The sequence below is a fragment of the Pseudomonas sp. EA_15y_Pfl1_P101 genome (genome assembly GCF_963970835.1).
Classification (GTDB): Bacteria; Pseudomonadota; Gammaproteobacteria; order Pseudomonadales; family Pseudomonadaceae; genus Aquipseudomonas; species Aquipseudomonas tritici.
In genome coordinates this window covers 221110-237513 of sequence record NZ_CAXAPA010000003.1, presented here as the reverse complement: position 1 = coordinate 237513, position 16404 = coordinate 221110, and the positions used below count along the sequence as shown (strand labels likewise).

Sequence of the window (16404 nt, the reverse complement as noted above, 5' to 3'; positions counted from 1 at the left end):
CGGCCCGTCAGATGTGCAGGATGTATTCGCGAACCAGCTTGCTGCCGAAATAGGCCAGCATCAGCAGGCAGAAACCAGCCAGGGTCCAGCGGATCGCCTTGTGTCCGCGCCAACCGAGGCGGTTGCGGCCCCACAGCAACACGCTGAACACCACCCACGCCAGGCACGCCAGCAGGGTCTTGTGCACCAAGTGCTGGGCGAACAGGTTTTCGACGAACAGCCAGCCGGAAATCAGCGACAGCGACAACAGCGTCCAGCCGGCCCAGAGGAAGCCGAACAGCAGGCTTTCCATGGTTTGCAGCGGCGGGAAGTTCTTGATCAGCCCCGAGGGGTGCTTGTGCTTGAGCTGGTGGTCCTGCAGCAGCAGGAGCAGGGATTGGAAGACGGCAATGGTGAACATACCGTAGGCCAGGATGGAAAGCAGGATGTGCGCGAGGATGCCCGGCTCTTCATCAATCACCTGCACCGTGCCAGTGGGCGCGAATTGCGCCAGCAACACGGTCAGCATGCCCAGTGGGAATAGCAGCACCAGCAGGTTTTCGACGGGAATCCGATAACAGGCCAGCAAGGTCAGTGCGATGACGGCCGCCGCAATCAGGCTGGCGGCGCTGAAAAAATCCAGGCCCAGGCCGACTGGGGTCATCAGGTGGCTAAAAAGACTGGCAGCGTGAGCCAGCAGGGCTAGGACGCCAAGGCCGACCAGCAGGCGTTTATCAGCCTTGGTGCCTTGGGCCAGACGAGTGCCCTGATAAAGAGTCGCAGCGGCATACAAAATGGCGGCGGCGAGGCTGGGTAGCAAACTGGGTGGCAAAGGGAGCATAAATCCTGATAGGCAAGCCCGAAAGGCGCTGAGTTTGGCATACCCCTGCGTAACACGAAAGACTCTCAGGCCAGACAGCGGGTGTGCATGGCGGCAGTCTTCGCTATAATCCGCGACCTGCCCACGCCGCAGGCTCGCCGAGCGCTGTTTCAAATAGCGATTTACCGCAGCCTGGGCCGCCATTACCTCGGTCTACCGATGCACTTCGTTGAATAGGGCCTGAAAGGATCGCGCATGTTTGAAAACCTGACTGACCGTCTCTCGCAGACGCTGCGCCATGTCACCGGCAAGGCCAAGCTGACCGAGGACAATATTAAAGACACCCTGCGTGAAGTGCGCATGGCGTTGCTGGAAGCCGACGTGGCTTTGCCGGTGGTGAAGGACTTCGTCAACTCGGTCAAAGAGCGCGCGGTAGGTACCGAAGTGTCCCGCAGCCTCACGCCGGGTCAGGCCTTTGTGAAGGTCGTCCAGGCCGAGCTCGAAAGCCTGATGGGCGCGGCCAACGAAGACTTGAACCTCAGCGCTGTGCCGCCGGCCGTCGTATTGATGGCCGGTCTGCAGGGTGCGGGTAAAACCACCACCGCCGGCAAGCTGGCGCGCTTCCTTAAAGAGCGCAAGAAAAAGTCCGTCATGGTGGTGTCGGCCGACGTGTACCGTCCGGCGGCCATCAAGCAGCTGGAAATGCTTGCCAGCGAAGTAGGCGTGACCTTCTTTCCGTCTGACCTGAGCCAGAAGCCGGTCGACATCGCCAACGCAGCTATTAAAGAAGCCAAGCTGAAATTCATCGACGTGGTCATCGTCGATACCGCCGGTCGCCTGCACATCGATGAAGAGATGATGGGCGAGATCAAAGCGTTGCACGCTGCGATCAACCCGGTCGAGACGCTGTTCGTGGTCGATGCCATGACCGGCCAGGATGCGGCCAACACCGCCAAGGCTTTTGGTGACGCACTGCCGTTGACCGGCGTGATCCTGACCAAGGTCGACGGTGACGCGCGTGGCGGTGCCGCGTTGTCGGTACGTGCCATCACCGGCAAGCCGATCAAGTTCATCGGTATGGGCGAGAAGAGCGAAGCGCTCGAGCCGTTCCACCCCGAGCGTATTGCCTCGCGAATCCTCGGCATGGGCGACGTGCTCAGCCTGATCGAGCAGGCCGAAGCCACGCTCGACAAGGACAAGGCCGATAAACTGGCCAAGAAGCTGAAGAAGGGCAAGGGCTTCGACCTCGAAGACTTCCGCGACCAGCTGCAACAGATGAAGAACATGGGCGGCCTTGGCGGCCTGATGGACAAGCTGCCGAACATCGGCGGTGTCAACCTGGCGCAAATGGGCAATGCCCAGGGTGCGGCAGAGAAGCAGTTCAAGCAGATGGAAGCCATCATCAACTCCATGACCCCGGCCGAGCGCCGCGACCCTGAGCTGATCAGCGGTTCGCGCAAGCGTCGGATCGCCATGGGTTCCGGTACCCAGGTGCAGGACATCGGTCGCTTGATCAAGCAACACAAGCAGATGCAGAAGATGATGAAGAAATTCTCCGCCAAGGGCGGTATGGCCAAGATGATGCGCGGCATGGGCGGTATGTTGCCCGGCGGCGGTATGCCGAAAATGTAAAGTATTCGAGCGCAAGCCCGGCTTGCGCTCCGACCCACAGGGATGTGGGATCTCCAGCAAACCCGCCGTTGGCGGGGGCTGACCTGCCGTTTTAACCGACGGCTCTATAGCAGATCTGAATGGCACGCTGATAGGCGCCAGAAAAAGACATTTGCAAAAGTCCGGATATTCCTTAGAATATGCGGCCTTTCGGGCACCTATGCCCGCTGTGCATTTAGATTTGCAGCACCGACTACAGGAACGATGTTCACATGCTAACAATCCGTCTTGCCCTTGGCGGCTCCAAAAAGCGCCCGTTTTACCACTTGACCGTAACCGACAGCCGCAACCCGCGCGACGGTTCGCACAAGGAACAGGTTGGTTTCTTCAACCCTGTTGCTCGTGGCCAAGAAGTTCGTCTGTCCGTGAACCAAGAGCGCGTAGCCTACTGGCTGAGCGTTGGTGCACAGCCATCCGAGCGCGTTGCAAAGTTGTTGAAGGACTCGGCTAAGGCCGCAGCCTGAGCAATATGAGCGCGACGCCAGCTGTTGCTGATGATTTGATCGTTATCGGCAAGATTTACTCTGTTCATGGCGTTCGCGGCGAAGTGAAGGTGTATTCCTTTACTGATCCGACTGAAAACCTGTTGCAGTACAAAACCTGGACGCTCAAGCGCGAAGGTAGTGTGAAACAGGTCGAGCTGGTCAGTGGACGCGGGAGCGATAAGTTCCTGGTCGCAAAGCTCAAGGGTCTTGATGATCGTGAAGAAGCTCGTCTTCTGGCCGGTTACGAGATCTGCGTGCCGCGCAACCTGTTCCCTGAATTGACCGACGGCGAGTACTACTGGTACCAGCTGGAAGGTCTGAAGGTTATTGATCAACTCGGGCAATTGTTCGGGAAAATCGATCATCTTCTGGAAACCGGCGCCAATGATGTAATGGTGGTCAAGCCTTGCGCTGGCAGCCTGGATGATCGCGAACGCTTGTTGCCCTATACAGAGCAATGCGTGTTGGCCATTGACCTAGCGGCGGGCGAGATGAAGGTGGAATGGGATGCGGACTTCTAAGCGTGGCTAATCTGCGCATTGAAGTGATCAGTTTGTTTCCCGAGATGTTTTCCGCTATCAGCGAGTACGGCATCACCAGTCGGGCGGTGAAACAGGGGCTGTTGCAGCTTACCTGTTGGAACCCGCGAGACTACACGACGGATCGACATCACACTGTGGATGACCGCCCATTTGGCGGTGGCCCAGGCATGGTGATGAAGATCAAGCCCCTGGAAGACGCGTTGGCTCAGGCCAAGGCCGCCGCCGGGGAGAAGGCGAAGGTAATTTACCTGTCCCCTCAAGGCCGTCAGCTGAAACAGGCTGGGGTCCGCGAACTGGCGAATGAGGAAGCACTGATCCTGATTGCCGGTCGCTATGAAGGCATTGACGAGCGTTTTATTGACGCTCATGTCGATGAAGAGTGGTCGATTGGGGACTATGTCCTGTCTGGCGGCGAGCTGCCGGCGATGGTCCTGATAGATGCGGTTACACGACTGCTGCCTGGAGCTTTAGGGCATGCGGACTCCGCGGAGGAAGATTCCTTCACGGACGGTTTGCTGGATTGCCCGCACTACACCCGCCCGGAGGTGTATGCGGATCAGCGTGTTCCCGACGTATTGCTAAGTGGCAATCACGCACACATCCGGCGTTGGCGTTTACAGCAGTCCCTTGGTCGGACCTATGAACGACGCGCCGATCTTCTGGATAGCCGCTCGCTTTCTGGAGAAGAGAAGAAGCTGCTCGAGGAATACATCCTCGCGCGGGACGATAGTTAACAACGTATCGATGGTAGGTCCATTGACTTACCTTAGGAGCACAGCATGACTAACAAAATCATCCTTGCACTCGAAGCAGAGCAGATGACCAAAGAGATCCCTACCTTTGCCCCGGGCGACACTATTGTCGTTCAGGTGAAAGTGAAGGAAGGCGACCGTTCGCGTCTGCAAGCGTTCGAAGGCGTGGTAATCGCCAAGCGTAACCGTGGTGTTAACAGTGCTTTCACTGTTCGTAAAATCTCCAACGGTGTTGGCGTAGAGCGTACTTTCCAGACCTACAGCCCGCAAATCGACAGCATGGCCGTCAAGCGTCGCGGTGACGTACGTAAAGCCAAGCTGTACTACCTGCGTGACTTGTCCGGTAAAGCAGCTCGCATCAAGGAAAAACTGGCTTAAGTCCAGCTTCCCGATGCAGAAAAAAGCAGCCTACGGGCTGCTTTTTTGTGCCTGCGATTTGTGCGTATCGCAGGGTGGCAGTTGAGGCTAGGACTGCCCTGGCTGGATGACTGCCAATAACGCCCATCCCGCCACTGGTTTCAAACCGCTCTCTGGTGTTACCACATGCACCCAGCCACTGTTGTCACGGGCAAACAACAGGATCGCCCGTTCACCATGCAGTGCCTGGTAGTCGTTCCATCCAAACCCATCGGTCAGGTGGGTGGTGTACAGCTCGGCGCCTTGCCCCAGCAGGCTGGCGAGCTTGGTATAGCTCAAGGGTTGGCTGCCCAGCAGGTGCCCGCGGTGTTCATGACTGGCCCGGTGCTTGTCCGTGCGACGGCTCTCCTGGCTGCTGGTCAGGGTGAACAGGCGATGCCCGAAGTCGTGGCGAAAGCGCATGGCGGCCAAGGTATTCAGTTCACCCGAGGGCGAAAGTGCCAGCAAATGTCCGAGCCCCACAAGGTCCAGGTGCGATTCGGCATGCTGCGAGGCCGGGTTGCCGAAGTAGGTCGGTAGCCCCTCCATGCGACTGGCGCGGATGTTTTCCCAGCTGGAGTCGGTCAACAGCACGCGGCTGCCCAATTGCTGTAGAGCCTTGCCCAGGATGCGCGCCGGGCCATTTGCACCGACGATCAGAAAGCCACTGGGCGCAGGCTCGGCGACTTTCAGCAGGCGGGCCAGGGGGCGGGCGGTGGCGCTTTGCAGTACCACGGTGCCGATGATCACCGCAAAGGTCAGCGGCACCAGCAGCAATGCACCTTCGTGACCGGCTTCATCCAGGCGAATCGCAAATATCGCCGACACCGCTGCGGCCACAATCCCACGGGGGGCAATCCAAGCCAGCAGTGCGCGTTCCCGCCAGTTCAGCTTCGAACCGGCGGTCGACAGCGCGACATTGAGGGGGCGTGCAATAAACTGAATGATCAGCAACAGGATCAGGACGAAGGGCCCCAGGGCAATCAATGCATTCAGGTCCAGGCGCGCCGCCAGCAGGATAAACAAACCGGAGATCAGCAGTACGCTGAGGTTTTCCTTGAAGTGCAGGATGTGTCGCACATCCACGCCTTTCATGTTGGCCATCCACATGCCCATCAGCGTTACCGCCAACAGGCCAGACTCGTGCATGACTTCATTGGCGGCGATGAATACGCCCAGCACCCCGGCCAGGGTCGCCAGGTTGTGCAGGTATTCCGGCAACCACTGTCGACGCATGATCTGCCCCAGCAGCCAGCCGCCGGCAACCCCGAACAGGCTACCGCAGGCAATCACGCCGCCGAAAGTCAGCAGACTATGGCTCAAGCCATCACCGGAAGCGCGGCTGATGATGAAGCTGTAGACCACCACGGCCAGCAGTGCACCAATCGGGTCGATGACGATACCTTCCCAGCGCAGGATGTTGGCGATGGAGGCTTTGGGGCGCACCACGCGTAGCATCGGGACGATCACCGTCGGGCCCGTCACCAACGTCAGCGTGCCGAACAGCAGCGCCAGCATCCAGTCGAAACCCAGCAGCCAGTGGGTTGCCAGCGTGATTACCGCCCAAGTCGAAAGCGCGCCGAGGGTCACCAGGCGGTGGACGACGCTGCCAATCTCCTTCCATTCCGACAGGTGCAGCGTCAGGCTGCCCTCAAACAGGATCAGCGCCACTGCCAACGACACCAGTGGCATCAGCAAGGGGCCGAACATTTCCTGCGGGTCGAGCCAGCCCAGTACCGGCCCGGCCAGAATCCCGCTCAGCAAGAGGAACAGAATTGCCGGCAGTTTCAGGCGCCAGGCCAGCCACTGGCAGCCGAGTGCGGCCACGCCAATGCCGCCAAAGGCCAACAAAATCTGTTGTTCGTTCATTAAAGCTCCCTGTTCCTTGAAGTAGCGGGCTATGAAAGACTAGTGACCCTAATCACAGTTCACTAATTAATTGCCGCAAAGCCCCGTGCCGCGTCACTTGAGTGCCCATGCCCGCCATTGATCATCCTCTTATCGACCGTTTCCTCGACGCCCTTTGGCTGGAAAAAGGCTTGTCGGACAACACACGCCAGGCTTACCGCAGTGACCTGGCCCTGTTCAACGGCTGGTTGCAGGAGAAAAACCTCGAGCTGACCAATGCCGGACGCGAGCTGATCCTCGATCACTTAGCCTGGCGTCTGGAGCAACACTACAAGCCGCGTTCTACTGCGAGATTTCTCTCGGGTGTGCGTGGCTTTTATCGCTATTTACTGCGCGAAAAGCTGATCGCAGTCGATCCGACTCTACAAGTCGACATGCCACAATTAGGTAGGCCGCTTCCTAAGTCTTTGTCGGAAAATGACGTGGAGGCCTTGCTCGCTGCCCCCGACCTCAGCGAAGCCATCGGCCAGCGCGACCGCGCCATGCTCGAGGTTTTGTACGCTTGCGGCCTGCGGGTAACCGAGCTGATCAGCCTGACCCTGGAACAAGTGAACCTGCGCCAGGGGGTATTGCGGGTGATGGGCAAGGGCAGCAAGGAGCGGTTGGTACCAATGGGGGAGGAGGCGATAGTGTGGGTCGAGCGCTATATGCGTGATGCCCGCAGCGAACTGCTTGGCGGACGCCCCAGTGATGTGTTGTTCCCCAGCCTGCGCGGTGAACAGATGACCCGCCAGACCTTCTGGCACCGCATCAAGCATCAGGCCAAGGTCGCCGGGATCAGCAAGTCCCTGTCGCCCCACACGTTGCGCCATGCCTTCGCCACCCATTTGCTCAACCACGGTGCGGATTTGCGCGTGGTGCAAATGCTGCTCGGCCACAGCGACTTATCCACCACCCAGATCTACACCCACGTGGCGCGCGCACGTTTGCAGGAAATGCACGCCAAGCACCACCCGAGAGGCTGAAAACCGCCAATTTATCCCGCCACGGGCTGCCCTGCGGCCCAACTGTGGTAGGCTTTGCCGGTTAGCAAAGGGGACGGCTCAGACCTGTATTAACAGACCCATGTCTTGCGCCCGTCCCTGCATCTGCCTTCAGGAGTTCCCATGCGCTTGACCCAGATTATTGCCGCCGCAGCCATTGCGTTGGTTTCCACCTTTGTTGTCGCCGATGACGCTGCCGAGCAGGCCATCCGCAAGAGCCTGGCCAACCTGCAGCTCGACACTCCGATCGAAAGCATCAGTGCCAGCCCGATGGCCGGCCTTTACGAAGTCAAGCTCAAGGGCAGCCGCGTGCTGTACGCCAGTGCCGACGGCCAGTACATCGTCCAGGGTTACCTGTTCCAATTGAAGGACGGCAAACCGGTCAACCTGACCGAGAAAGCCGAGCGCCTGGGCGTGTCCAAGCTGATCAATGGCATCCCTGTGGCTGAAACCGTGGTCTACCCGGCGATCGGCGAGACCAAGACTCACATCACGGTGTTCACCGATACCACGTGCCCGTACTGCCACAAGCTGCACGCCGAAGTGCCCGCGCTCAACAAGCTGGGCGTGGAAGTGCGCTATGTAGCGTTCCCGCGCCAAGGCCTGGGCTCGCCGGGTGACGAGCAACTGCAAGCCGTATGGTGCTCGGCCGACAAAAAAGCGGCCATGGACAAGATGGTCGACGGCAAGGAAATCAAGGCCGCCAAGTGCGCCAACCCGGTTTCCAAGCAGTTCGCGCTGGGCCAGTCCATTGGCGTGAACGGTACACCGGCCATCGTTTTGGCTGACGGCCAAGTGATTCCGGGCTACCAGCCGGCGCCACAAGTTGCCAAACTGGCGCTGAGTGCCAAATAAACCAGCATCGTCGAACCTTTGACGATCATGGCCCGTGGATAAGTCCACGGGCCATTAATTGAAAGCCGCAGTTATGCGGCTGTTTTCCACGGCCGACCTCGCGTCGGCCGTTTCATGGGGAGTTCTTCAGTGAAACCGGTCAAAGTAGGCATCTGTGGGTTAGGGACCGTCGGTGGCGGCACCTTCAACGTACTTCAGCGTAACGCTGAGGAAATTTCCCGCCGCGCAGGCCGTGGGATTGAAGTGGCGCAAATTGCCACGCGTTCGCCAAAGCCACAGTTCGAAACGACCGGTATTGCGATTACCAACGATGTCTTCGCCGTTGCCACCAACCCTGAAATCGATATTGTCATCGAACTGGTCGGCGGCTACACCGTGGCCCGCGAGCTGGTGCTCAAGGCCATCGAGAACGGCAAGCACGTGGTCACCGCCAACAAGGCGCTGATCGCCGTGCACGGCAACGAAATCTTCGCCAAGGCGCGTGAAAAGGGCGTGATCGTTGCGTTCGAAGCCGCTGTCGCTGGTGGCATCCCGGTGATCAAGGCGATCCGTGAAGGCCTGTCCGCCAACCGTATCAACTGGGTCGCCGGCATCATCAACGGTACCGGTAACTTCATCCTCACCGAAATGCGCGAGAAGGGGCGTACCTTCGAAGACGTGCTGGCCGAGGCACAGGCCCTGGGTTACGCCGAAGCCGACCCGACCTTTGATGTGGAAGGTATCGACGCGGCGCACAAGCTGACCATCCTGGCGTCCATCGCCTTTGGTATCCCGCTACAGTTCGACAAGGCTTACACCGAAGGCATCACCCAGCTGACCACTGCTGACGTGAACTACGCCGAAGCCCTGGGCTACCGCATCAAGCACCTGGGCGTAGCGCGCAGCACGCCGGCCGGTATCGAGCTGCGTGTGCACCCGACGCTGATCCCGGCCGATCGCTTGATCGCTAACGTCAATGGCGTGATGAACGCCGTGATGGTCAACGGTGACGCCGCCGGTTCGACCCTGTTCTACGGCGCCGGCGCCGGCATGGAGCCAACGGCTTCGTCGGTGATCGCTGACCTGGTGGACGTGGTCCGCGCCATGACCAGCGACCCGGAGAACCGCGTGCCGCACCTGGCGTTCCAGCCGGACTCGCTGTCGGCCCACCCGATCCTACCGATCGAAGCCTGCGAAAGTGCCTACTACCTGCGTATCCAGGCCCAGGACCATCCGGGCGTGTTGGCCCAGGTCGCCAGCATCCTGTCGGAGCGCGGGATCAACATCGAGTCGATCATGCAGAAGGAAGTCGAGGAGCAAAACGGCCAGGTGCCGATGATCCTGCTGACCCACCGTGTGCTCGAACAACACATGAATGACGCCATCCGAGCGCTCGAAGCTCTCCAGGGCGTGGTTGGGCCGGTAGTCCGTATCCGTGTCGAACATTTGAATTAATTCAGCTGCAAGCGCCAAGCTACAAGCTTCAAGTAGAAGCAGATCTGCTTTAACTTGAAGCTTGTCACTTGAAGCTTGAAGCCCAAACCGAAGGTTTGCCCCTATGCGCTACATCAGCACCCGCGGCCAGGCACCGGCCCTGAATTTCGAAGACGTTTTGCTGGCAGGTCTTGCCACTGACGGCGGCCTGTACGTGCCGGAAAACCTGCCACGCTTCACCCAGGAAGAAATCGCTTCCTGGGCCGGCCTGCCGTACCACGAGCTGGCCTTCCGGGTGATGCGCCCGTTTGTCACCGGCAGCATTCCGGATGCGGAATTTAAGAAGATTCTGGAAGAGACGTACGGCGTGTTTTCCCACAGCGCCATCGCCCCGTTGCGTCAATTGAACGGCAACGAATGGGTACTGGAGCTGTTCCACGGCCCGACGCTGGCGTTCAAGGACTTTGCCCTGCAACTGCTGGGTCGCCTGCTCGATTACGTGCTGGAGAAGCGCGGCGAACGCGTGGTGATCATCGGCGCTACCTCCGGTGATACCGGCTCGGCTGCCATCGAAGGCTGCAAACACTGCGAAAACGTCGACATCTTCATCCTGCACCCGCACAAGCGCGTGTCGGAAGTGCAGCGTCGCCAGATGACCACCATTTTTGGTGAGAACATCCATAACATCGCCATTGAAGGCAACTTCGATGACTGCCAGGAAATGGTCAAGAACAGCTTTGCTGACCAGAGCTTCCTGAAAGGCACGCGCCTGGTGGCGGTGAACTCGATCAACTGGGCGCGGATCATGGCCCAGATCGTCTACTACTTCCACGCGTCCCTGCAACTGGGCGGGCCTGCACGTTCGGTGTCGTTCTCGGTGCCGACCGGCAACTTCGGCGACATTTTTGCCGGTTACCTGGCACGCAACATGGGCCTGCCGATCAACCAGTTGATCGTCGCCACCAACCGCAACGACATCCTGCACCGTTTCATGAGCGGCAATCAGTACGTCAAGGAAACCCTGCACGCCACGCTGTCGCCGTCGATGGACATCATGGTGTCGTCGAACTTCGAACGCCTGCTGTTTGACATGCACGGTCGCAACGGCGCGGCCATCGCGGGTTTGATGGACACCTTCAAGAGCGGTGGCGGTTTCAGCGTTGACGAAGAGCGTTGGACCGAAACCCGCAAGCTCTTCGACTCCCTGGCTGTGGACGATGCGCAGACCTGCGAAACCATCGCACAAGTCTATGCCCAGACCGGCGAGCTGTTGGACCCGCACACTGCCATTGGTGTGAAGGCCGCCCGCGAATGCCGCCGCAGCCTGGATATCCCGATGGTGATCCTGGGCACCGCGCACCCGGTGAAATTCCCGGAAGCGGTGGAGAAGGCGGGCGTTGGCAAGGCGCTGGAATTACCGGCGCACTTGGCTGACCTGTTCGAGCGTGAAGAGCGTTGCACTGTATTGGCCAATGACCTCAAGGCTGTGCAGGCGTTTGTCAGCCAGCATGGCAACCGTGGTAAGCCGCTGTAAGGCAAACCGTGCAGGCAAAAACGCCGCTTTCCCTTCCTTGGGTCAGCGGCGTTTTTTATGGCTTGCAGGTTCGGTAGGTACGGCCGTTTTTTCGTTGTCATGTTGCGAGCGCATGCTGGAATCCGTCAGCCCCTGACGGCCCCAAAACACGAAAAAGCGAACTTTCCTACGTCACAACCAGTCACTTAGGATAGATGCAGCTCTCCCGTTGAAACGATTGTTCCCGAACTATTGAGTGGTGATCGAGATGGAAAGTATCAGCCTATTGCTAGAAGAAGCGCTGAGCCCTTATCAGGTTTCGCTGACCACCGCCGGTGTGCAGGGCGAGTGCCTGGTGACCGTGAAGAATCCTGCTGGCGCGATCGTGGTCGAGCGTGAAGTTGATCGCGCACAATTGATGGATAAACGCGTGATGGTGGATGTGGTGGACTGCCTCTTGCGCGATCTCAAGATTGCCGAAGGGCGCTTGGAACCGTCGGTCATCGCGGCCTTGCGCAACGCCGCCCAGGCTCGTGGCGCTGCCGTTGCATGAAGAATTGTTTAAGTGTGGAAACTTCCTACAAGGCGGCCGGTCAGATTTCGTAACAGCAAGAGCAGACATTGTGCTCCGGTGTTTGTGCCTTGCTGTACGGGTCTTTGTAGGCCACGTTTAACCCCGAAGTGTATCCCCACGCTCCGGGGTTTCTTTTTGCCTGCGATTTGTCAGGGTTCAGGTGAATCCAGGAAAAAGCTCGGGTTGTCCTGCAGATAGTGTTCACGCATGACCGGGTCCAGCCATTCGGCGTAGGAAGCCTGTAGCTGTTCCTGTGGGATATGGCGCAAGGCCCGATCAATTCGCTGTATGGCCTGGCGACCTTCAGGTGTGGCCGAACAACCGATATGCGTACGCTGGTAGGGCGCTGACCCCTTGATGGGGTAGAACATCAGGTCTTCAGGGGCAATGCCTTGTTGCATGGCGTGATAGCGGATCTCCGGCGCGTAACCCAGAACGGCTTCCAGTCGGCCCAGGCGCTGCATTTGCAGCAGGCTGCCCAGGGCGTCATTGCCGTAATGGAGTGCCAGTGTGTGAGGGGCGGCACCCTTGAGTTGCGCATCGATCAACGGACCGTAGCTGCGTTCGGCGGTTGCGCCAATGCGTGCGGTAGGGGAGCCGAGGAAGGCTTGCAGGTCAAATTGGTCCTCATCAATGAACGCTGCCAACTCGCTCTGAGCAGGGTAAACCATCAAATCGCGCCATCCTCACGCAAGCGAGTAATGGCAGCGCTGTCGTATCCCAGTTTATTGAGTAGCACGTTGTTATGTTCACCCAGCTGCGGCCCGACCCATTCGCAGCTGCCTGGCGTGTCCGACAACTTGGGCACGATGCCAGGCATCTTGAAGTCCTTGCCGTCGGGAAGCTGGGCCTTGAGGAACATCTCCCGGGCGAGGAATTGCGGATCGCCGAGCATGTCCTCGGCACTGTAGATGCGACTGGCAGGCACTTCGGCTTTATTCAATATCGCGACCACTTCATCCAGTGGCAGCGAATTCACCCAGCGATCGATTACGCCATACAGCTCATCACGACGGCCATCGCGTCCGTCATTGCTGGTTAACTCTGGATCGTTGGCCAAATCTTCACGGCCAATGGCCGACATAAAGCGCTTGAAGATCGCATCGCCGTTGGCGCCGATCTGTACATGCTTGCCGTCGGCGCTGGTGTGGATGGAGGACGGCGTGATACCGGGCATGATGTTGCCGGTGCGTTCGCGAATAAAACCGAATACATCGAACTCCGGGATCATGCTTTCCATCATGGCGAAGATGGCTTCATACAGCGCTACATCGACCACCTGGCCCACGCCGCCGTTGACTTCGCGATGACGCAGCGCCATCAGCGCGCCGATCACCGCCCACAGCGCGGCAATCGAGTCGCCGATGGAAATGCCGGTGCGCACCGGTGGGCGGTCTTCGAAGCCGGTGATATAGCGCAGGCCGCCCATGGATTCGCCCACCGCGCCAAACCCTGGCTGGTCTTTCATCGGGCCGGTCTGGCCAAAGCCGGAGAGACGCACCATCACCAGCTTGGGGTTGAGTGCGTGCAGGGTTTCCCAGCTCAGGCCGAGCTTCTCCAGCACGCCGGGGCGGAAGTTCTCGATCAGGATGTCGGCGTCCGCCAGCAACTGCTTGAGGATGGCCAGGCCGTCCGGGTGCTTGAGGTTCAGCGTCAGCGACTGCTTGTTGCGCGCCTGCACAAACCACCACAACGACGTGCCCTCGTACAGCTTGCGCCACTTGCGTAGCGGGTCGCCGCCGTCCGGCGATTCGACCTTGATCACCTCGGCGCCGAATTCGGCGCAGATACGTGAGGCGAACGGGCCGGCGATCAGGGTACCGAGTTCGATAACTTTCAGGCCGGCAAGCGGTTTGGCATTAAACGACATGATGATCCTTGTCTGCGCAGTGCGGTGGTGTGATGCCTTTTAACATAGGCGGACAGCCCAGGGATAAGGATGATGCAGCGCAGGATTCGTTGAATGGCCCCGCCATCGGTTAGACTGGCCGCCTTTCCCTGTCTCTAGAAGTCCGTTCATGGCCCAGCCGTCCACGACCTACAAATTCGAACTCAACCTTACTGACCTCGATCGCTCGGTGTACGAGAGCGTCAAACAGACCATCGCCCGCCACCCTTCGGAAACCGAAGAGCGCATGACCGTGCGTCTGTTGGCCTACGCCCTGTTTTACAACGAGCAACTGGCGTTTGGTCGTGGACTGTCAGATGTAGACGAACCAGCCCTGTGGGAAAAAAGTTTGGATGATCGGGTTTTGCACTGGATCGAAGTCGGCCAACCCGATGCCGACCGCCTGACCTGGTGCTCGCGCCGCACCGAACGCACCAGTCTGCTGGCCTACGGTAGCCTGCGTGTATGGGAAGGCAAGGTGGTGCCGGTGGCGACCAACCTGAAAAACGTACACATCGCCGCCGTGCCCCAGGAGATCCTGGAGGTTCTGGCCAAAGACATGCCCCGCGTGATCAAGTGGGATGTGATGATCAGCGAAGGCACCATCTTCGTGACCGACGACCGTGGCCAGCATGAAGTGCAATTGCAGTGGCTGGTCGGCGGACGCGATTAAAATGTGGCAAGCGGCTTGTGTGGGAGCGGGCTTGCCCGCGATTGTATCGCCGCGGTGTAACTGTTTCACCGAGCCGTCCGCATCGCAGGCAAGCCAGCTCCCACATCAGGTTTGTACCGTTTGCAGGATTGTTGTTTAACCGTTGTATCAGTAGAGAAGTTTCCGTTACCTCATGCGTATCGATCCCCGCCCGTTGCCCGCCGTCCTGCCGTTTCTTGGTGAATTGCCACCGCTGTTGACCCGTCTTTATGCCGCGCGCGGTGTGCAATCGGAGGCTGAGCTGGATAAAAGCCTGGCGCGGTTGATTCCCTATCAGCAGCTCAAGGGAATCGACGCGGCGGTGGACTTGCTGGTGACGGCGCTGGAGCAACGCCAGCGCATCCTGATCGTCGGTGACTTCGACGCCGATGGCGCCACTGCCAGCACCGTGGGTACCTTGGGCCTGCGTTTGCTCGGAGCGGCGCATGTCGACTATCTGGTGCCCAATCGCTTCGAGTACGGCTACGGCCTGACCCCGGAAATTGTCGCCGTGGCCCTGCAGCGTGAGCCGCAGTTGTTGATTACCGTGGACAACGGCATTTCCAGCGTCGAAGGCGTGGCGGCCGCCAAAGCCGCGGGGTTGAAGGTGCTGGTGACCGACCACCATTTGCCCGGCGATGAATTGCCGGCGGCCGATGCGATCGTCAACCCGAATCAGCCGGGCTGCGAGTTTCCGAGCAAGGCCCTGGCCGGCGTCGGCGTGATTTTCTACGTGCTGATGGCCTTGCGTGCGCGCCTGCGCAGCTTGGGCTGGTACGCGAACATACCTCAGCCGAACATCGGTGAACTGCTCGACCTGGTCGCGCTGGGCAGCGTTGCCGATGTGGTGCCCCTGGATGCCAACAACCGCATCCTGGTGCATCAGGGCCTGGAGCGTATCCGTGCAGGTCGCGCACGGCCGGGGATCAAGGCGATCCTGGAGGTGGCCAAGCGCGACGCTGCACGCATCACCTCGACCGACCTGGGCTTTATCCTCGGGCCGCGCCTGAATGCCGCTGGGCGCCTGGATGACATGAGCCTGGGGATTGAATGCCTGCTCACCACCGACGTCGCCGCCGCGCGGGAGATGGCTGCGCAGTTGGACGGCATGAACCAGGACCGTAAATCCATCGAGCAGGGCATGCAGCGCGAAGCCCTGGCCCAGCTCAAGGACTTGCCGGTGGAGTCGATGCCCTACGGGCTCTGCCTGTTCGACCCGGAATGGCACCAGGGCGTGATCGGCATTCTGGCGTCACGCATGAAAGAGCGCTATTTCCGCCCGACCATCGCCTTTGCCGACGCCGGTGACGGCCTGCTCAAGGGCTCAGGGCGCTCCGTGCCGGGTTTTCACATCCGTGATGCCCTGGCAGTGGTCGCAAGCCAGCATCCCAATCTGATCGCCAAATACGGCGGCCACGCCATGGCGGCGGGGCTCACATTGCCCGAGTCGAATTTCCCACTGTTTGCCGAAGCATTTGATGCTGAAGTGCGTCGGCAACTGTGTGAGGAGGACCTGACCGGCAGGTTGTTGACCGACGGTACTCTGGCAGTGGAAGAGTTTCACCTGGAGCTGGCGCGGGCCTTGCGGCATGCCGGCCCGTGGGGGCAACACTTTCCCGAGCCGTTGTTCCACGGCGTGTTTCAGTTGGTGGAGCAGCGTGTCGTGGGGGAGCGGCACCTGAAAGTGGTGCTCAAGAGCGAATGCGGCTCGGTGAAACTCGATGGCATTGCGTTTGGGGTGGACCGTGACGTTTGGCCTAACCCTACCGTGCGTTGGGTCGAGCTGGCCTATAAGCTGGATGTGAACGAGTTTCGTGGGAATGAAACCGTGCAGCTGATGATTGCGCACATCGAACCGCGCTAAATATCGGTCACACCCTAAAGCAAATGTGGGAGCGGCGGTTCGACGCTTCGACTTGCTCGCGAATACGGAG

At 59.5% G+C, this 16404-nt stretch carries 15 protein-coding genes and 1 pseudogene; 12 read left to right on the top strand and 4 right to left on the bottom strand.

What is annotated here, in order from left to right:
• Nucleotides 1-7: 7 nt before the first annotated feature.
• Entirely contained in the window at nt 8-820 is an 813-nt protein-coding gene (locus AACY36_RS05820; RefSeq protein ID WP_370467834.1) for a cytochrome C assembly family protein, read from the bottom strand.
• A gap of 234 nt (nt 821-1054) precedes the next feature.
• Between AACY36_RS05820 and ffh the strand changes: the two genes are divergently transcribed.
• The 5 genes from ffh (at nt 1055) to rplS (ending at nt 4627) form a co-directional block, all read left to right on the top strand.
• On the top strand, nt 1055-2431 hold the full coding sequence (ffh, locus tag AACY36_RS05815) for a signal recognition particle protein (RefSeq protein ID WP_339417311.1): 1377 nt from the start codon (nt 1055-1057) through the stop codon (nt 2429-2431).
• A 251-nt stretch (nt 2432-2682) separates the two neighbouring features.
• Nucleotides 2683-2934, top strand: coding sequence for a 30S ribosomal protein S16 (rpsP, locus tag AACY36_RS05810; protein WP_003175899.1), 252 nt, complete (start codon nt 2683-2685; stop codon nt 2932-2934).
• Between the two features lie 5 nt (nt 2935-2939).
• Nucleotides 2940-3476, top strand: coding sequence for a ribosome maturation factor RimM (rimM, locus tag AACY36_RS05805; RefSeq protein WP_339417310.1), 537 nt, complete (start codon nt 2940-2942; stop codon nt 3474-3476).
• Nucleotides 3458-4231, top strand: a complete 774-nt coding sequence (gene trmD, locus AACY36_RS05800; protein ID WP_339417309.1) for a tRNA (guanosine(37)-N1)-methyltransferase TrmD — start codon at nt 3458-3460, stop codon at nt 4229-4231. Before rimM ends, trmD begins: the two co-directional genes overlap by 19 nt.
• Before the next feature lie 45 nt (nt 4232-4276).
• A complete protein-coding gene (gene rplS, locus AACY36_RS05795) occupies nt 4277-4627 on the top strand; it encodes a 50S ribosomal protein L19 (RefSeq protein ID WP_003175895.1) in 351 nt (116 codons plus the stop codon).
• Between the two features lie 87 nt (nt 4628-4714).
• On the opposite strand, the gene AACY36_RS05790 is transcribed toward rplS, so the two are convergent.
• A complete protein-coding gene (locus tag AACY36_RS05790) occupies nt 4715-6514 on the bottom strand; it encodes a cation:proton antiporter (RefSeq protein WP_339417308.1) in 1800 nt (599 codons plus the stop codon).
• 107 nt (nt 6515-6621) lie between these two features.
• Here AACY36_RS05790 and xerD point away from each other — a divergent pair, with 107 nt between their 5' ends.
• From xerD to AACY36_RS05765, 5 genes are all read left to right on the top strand, one after another.
• Complete coding sequence (gene xerD, locus AACY36_RS05785) at nt 6622-7518, top strand: site-specific tyrosine recombinase XerD (RefSeq protein WP_339417307.1); 897 nt, start codon at nt 6622-6624, stop codon at nt 7516-7518.
• A 141-nt stretch (nt 7519-7659) separates the two neighbouring features.
• Nucleotides 7660-8391: a disulfide isomerase DsbC N-terminal domain-containing protein gene (locus tag AACY36_RS05780; RefSeq protein ID WP_339417305.1), complete on the top strand. Its 732-nt coding sequence runs from the start codon at nt 7660-7662 to the stop codon at nt 8389-8391.
• A 129-nt stretch (nt 8392-8520) separates the two neighbouring features.
• A complete protein-coding gene (locus tag AACY36_RS05775) occupies nt 8521-9825 on the top strand; it encodes a homoserine dehydrogenase (protein ID WP_339417303.1) in 1305 nt (434 codons plus the stop codon).
• 103 nt (nt 9826-9928) lie between these two features.
• Complete coding sequence (gene thrC / locus AACY36_RS05770; RefSeq protein ID WP_339427481.1) at nt 9929-11338, top strand: threonine synthase; 1410 nt, start codon at nt 9929-9931, stop codon at nt 11336-11338.
• A gap of 247 nt (nt 11339-11585) precedes the next feature.
• Nucleotides 11586-11870: a DUF3509 domain-containing protein gene (locus tag AACY36_RS05765; RefSeq protein WP_339417301.1), complete on the top strand. Its 285-nt coding sequence runs from the start codon at nt 11586-11588 to the stop codon at nt 11868-11870.
• A gap of 170 nt (nt 11871-12040) precedes the next feature.
• Here AACY36_RS05765 and AACY36_RS05760 read toward each other — a convergent pair.
• Nucleotides 12041-12547: pseudogene (locus AACY36_RS05760) on the bottom strand (TIGR02285 family protein); the annotation flags it as partial.
• 14 nt (nt 12548-12561) lie between these two features.
• Nucleotides 12562-13761, bottom strand: a complete 1200-nt coding sequence (locus AACY36_RS05755; protein WP_049711684.1) for a CaiB/BaiF CoA transferase family protein — start codon at nt 13759-13761, stop codon at nt 12562-12564.
• Between the two features lie 148 nt (nt 13762-13909).
• Between AACY36_RS05755 and AACY36_RS05750 the strand changes: the two genes are divergently transcribed.
• The gene (locus AACY36_RS05750; protein WP_339417299.1) at nt 13910-14452 is read left to right on the top strand and encodes a YaeQ family protein; all 543 of its coding nucleotides are present in this window, start codon (nt 13910-13912) and stop codon (nt 14450-14452) included.
• Between the two features lie 172 nt (nt 14453-14624).
• The gene (recJ, locus tag AACY36_RS05745; RefSeq protein ID WP_339417297.1) at nt 14625-16334 is read left to right on the top strand and encodes a single-stranded-DNA-specific exonuclease RecJ; all 1710 of its coding nucleotides are present in this window, start codon (nt 14625-14627) and stop codon (nt 16332-16334) included.
• Nucleotides 16335-16404 lie beyond the last annotated feature (70 nt).

What these genes read in the sequence shown, in the direction of transcription:
- thrC (WP_339427481.1), top strand. Translation starts at nt 9,929, where the DNA reads ATGCGCTACATCAGCACCCGCGGCCAGGCACCGGCCCTGAATTTCGAA.
- AACY36_RS05750 (WP_339417299.1), top strand. Translation starts at nt 13,910, where the DNA reads ATGGCCCAGCCGTCCACGACCTACAAATTCGAACTCAACCTTACTGAC.
- xerD (WP_339417307.1), top strand. Translation starts at nt 6,622, where the DNA reads ATGCCCGCCATTGATCATCCTCTTATCGACCGTTTCCTCGACGCCCTT.
- rpsP (WP_003175899.1), top strand. Translation starts at nt 2,683, where the DNA reads ATGCTAACAATCCGTCTTGCCCTTGGCGGCTCCAAAAAGCGCCCGTTT.
- AACY36_RS05780 (WP_339417305.1), top strand. Translation starts at nt 7,660, where the DNA reads ATGCGCTTGACCCAGATTATTGCCGCCGCAGCCATTGCGTTGGTTTCC.
- AACY36_RS05790 (WP_339417308.1), bottom strand. Translation starts at nt 6,514, where the DNA reads ATGAACGAACAACAGATTTTGTTGGCCTTTGGCGGCATTGGCGTGGCC.
- rimM (WP_339417310.1), top strand. Translation starts at nt 2,940, where the DNA reads ATGAGCGCGACGCCAGCTGTTGCTGATGATTTGATCGTTATCGGCAAG.
- AACY36_RS05765 (WP_339417301.1), top strand. Translation starts at nt 11,586, where the DNA reads ATGGAAAGTATCAGCCTATTGCTAGAAGAAGCGCTGAGCCCTTATCAG.
- ffh (WP_339417311.1), top strand. Translation starts at nt 1,055, where the DNA reads ATGTTTGAAAACCTGACTGACCGTCTCTCGCAGACGCTGCGCCATGTC.
- recJ (WP_339417297.1), top strand. Translation starts at nt 14,625, where the DNA reads ATGCGTATCGATCCCCGCCCGTTGCCCGCCGTCCTGCCGTTTCTTGGT.
- AACY36_RS05820 (WP_370467834.1), bottom strand. Translation starts at nt 820, where the DNA reads ATGCTCCCTTTGCCACCCAGTTTGCTACCCAGCCTCGCCGCCGCCATT.
- trmD (WP_339417309.1), top strand. Translation starts at nt 3,458, where the DNA reads ATGGGATGCGGACTTCTAAGCGTGGCTAATCTGCGCATTGAAGTGATC.
- rplS (WP_003175895.1), top strand. Translation starts at nt 4,277, where the DNA reads ATGACTAACAAAATCATCCTTGCACTCGAAGCAGAGCAGATGACCAAA.
- AACY36_RS05755 (WP_049711684.1), bottom strand. Translation starts at nt 13,761, where the DNA reads ATGTCGTTTAATGCCAAACCGCTTGCCGGCCTGAAAGTTATCGAACTC.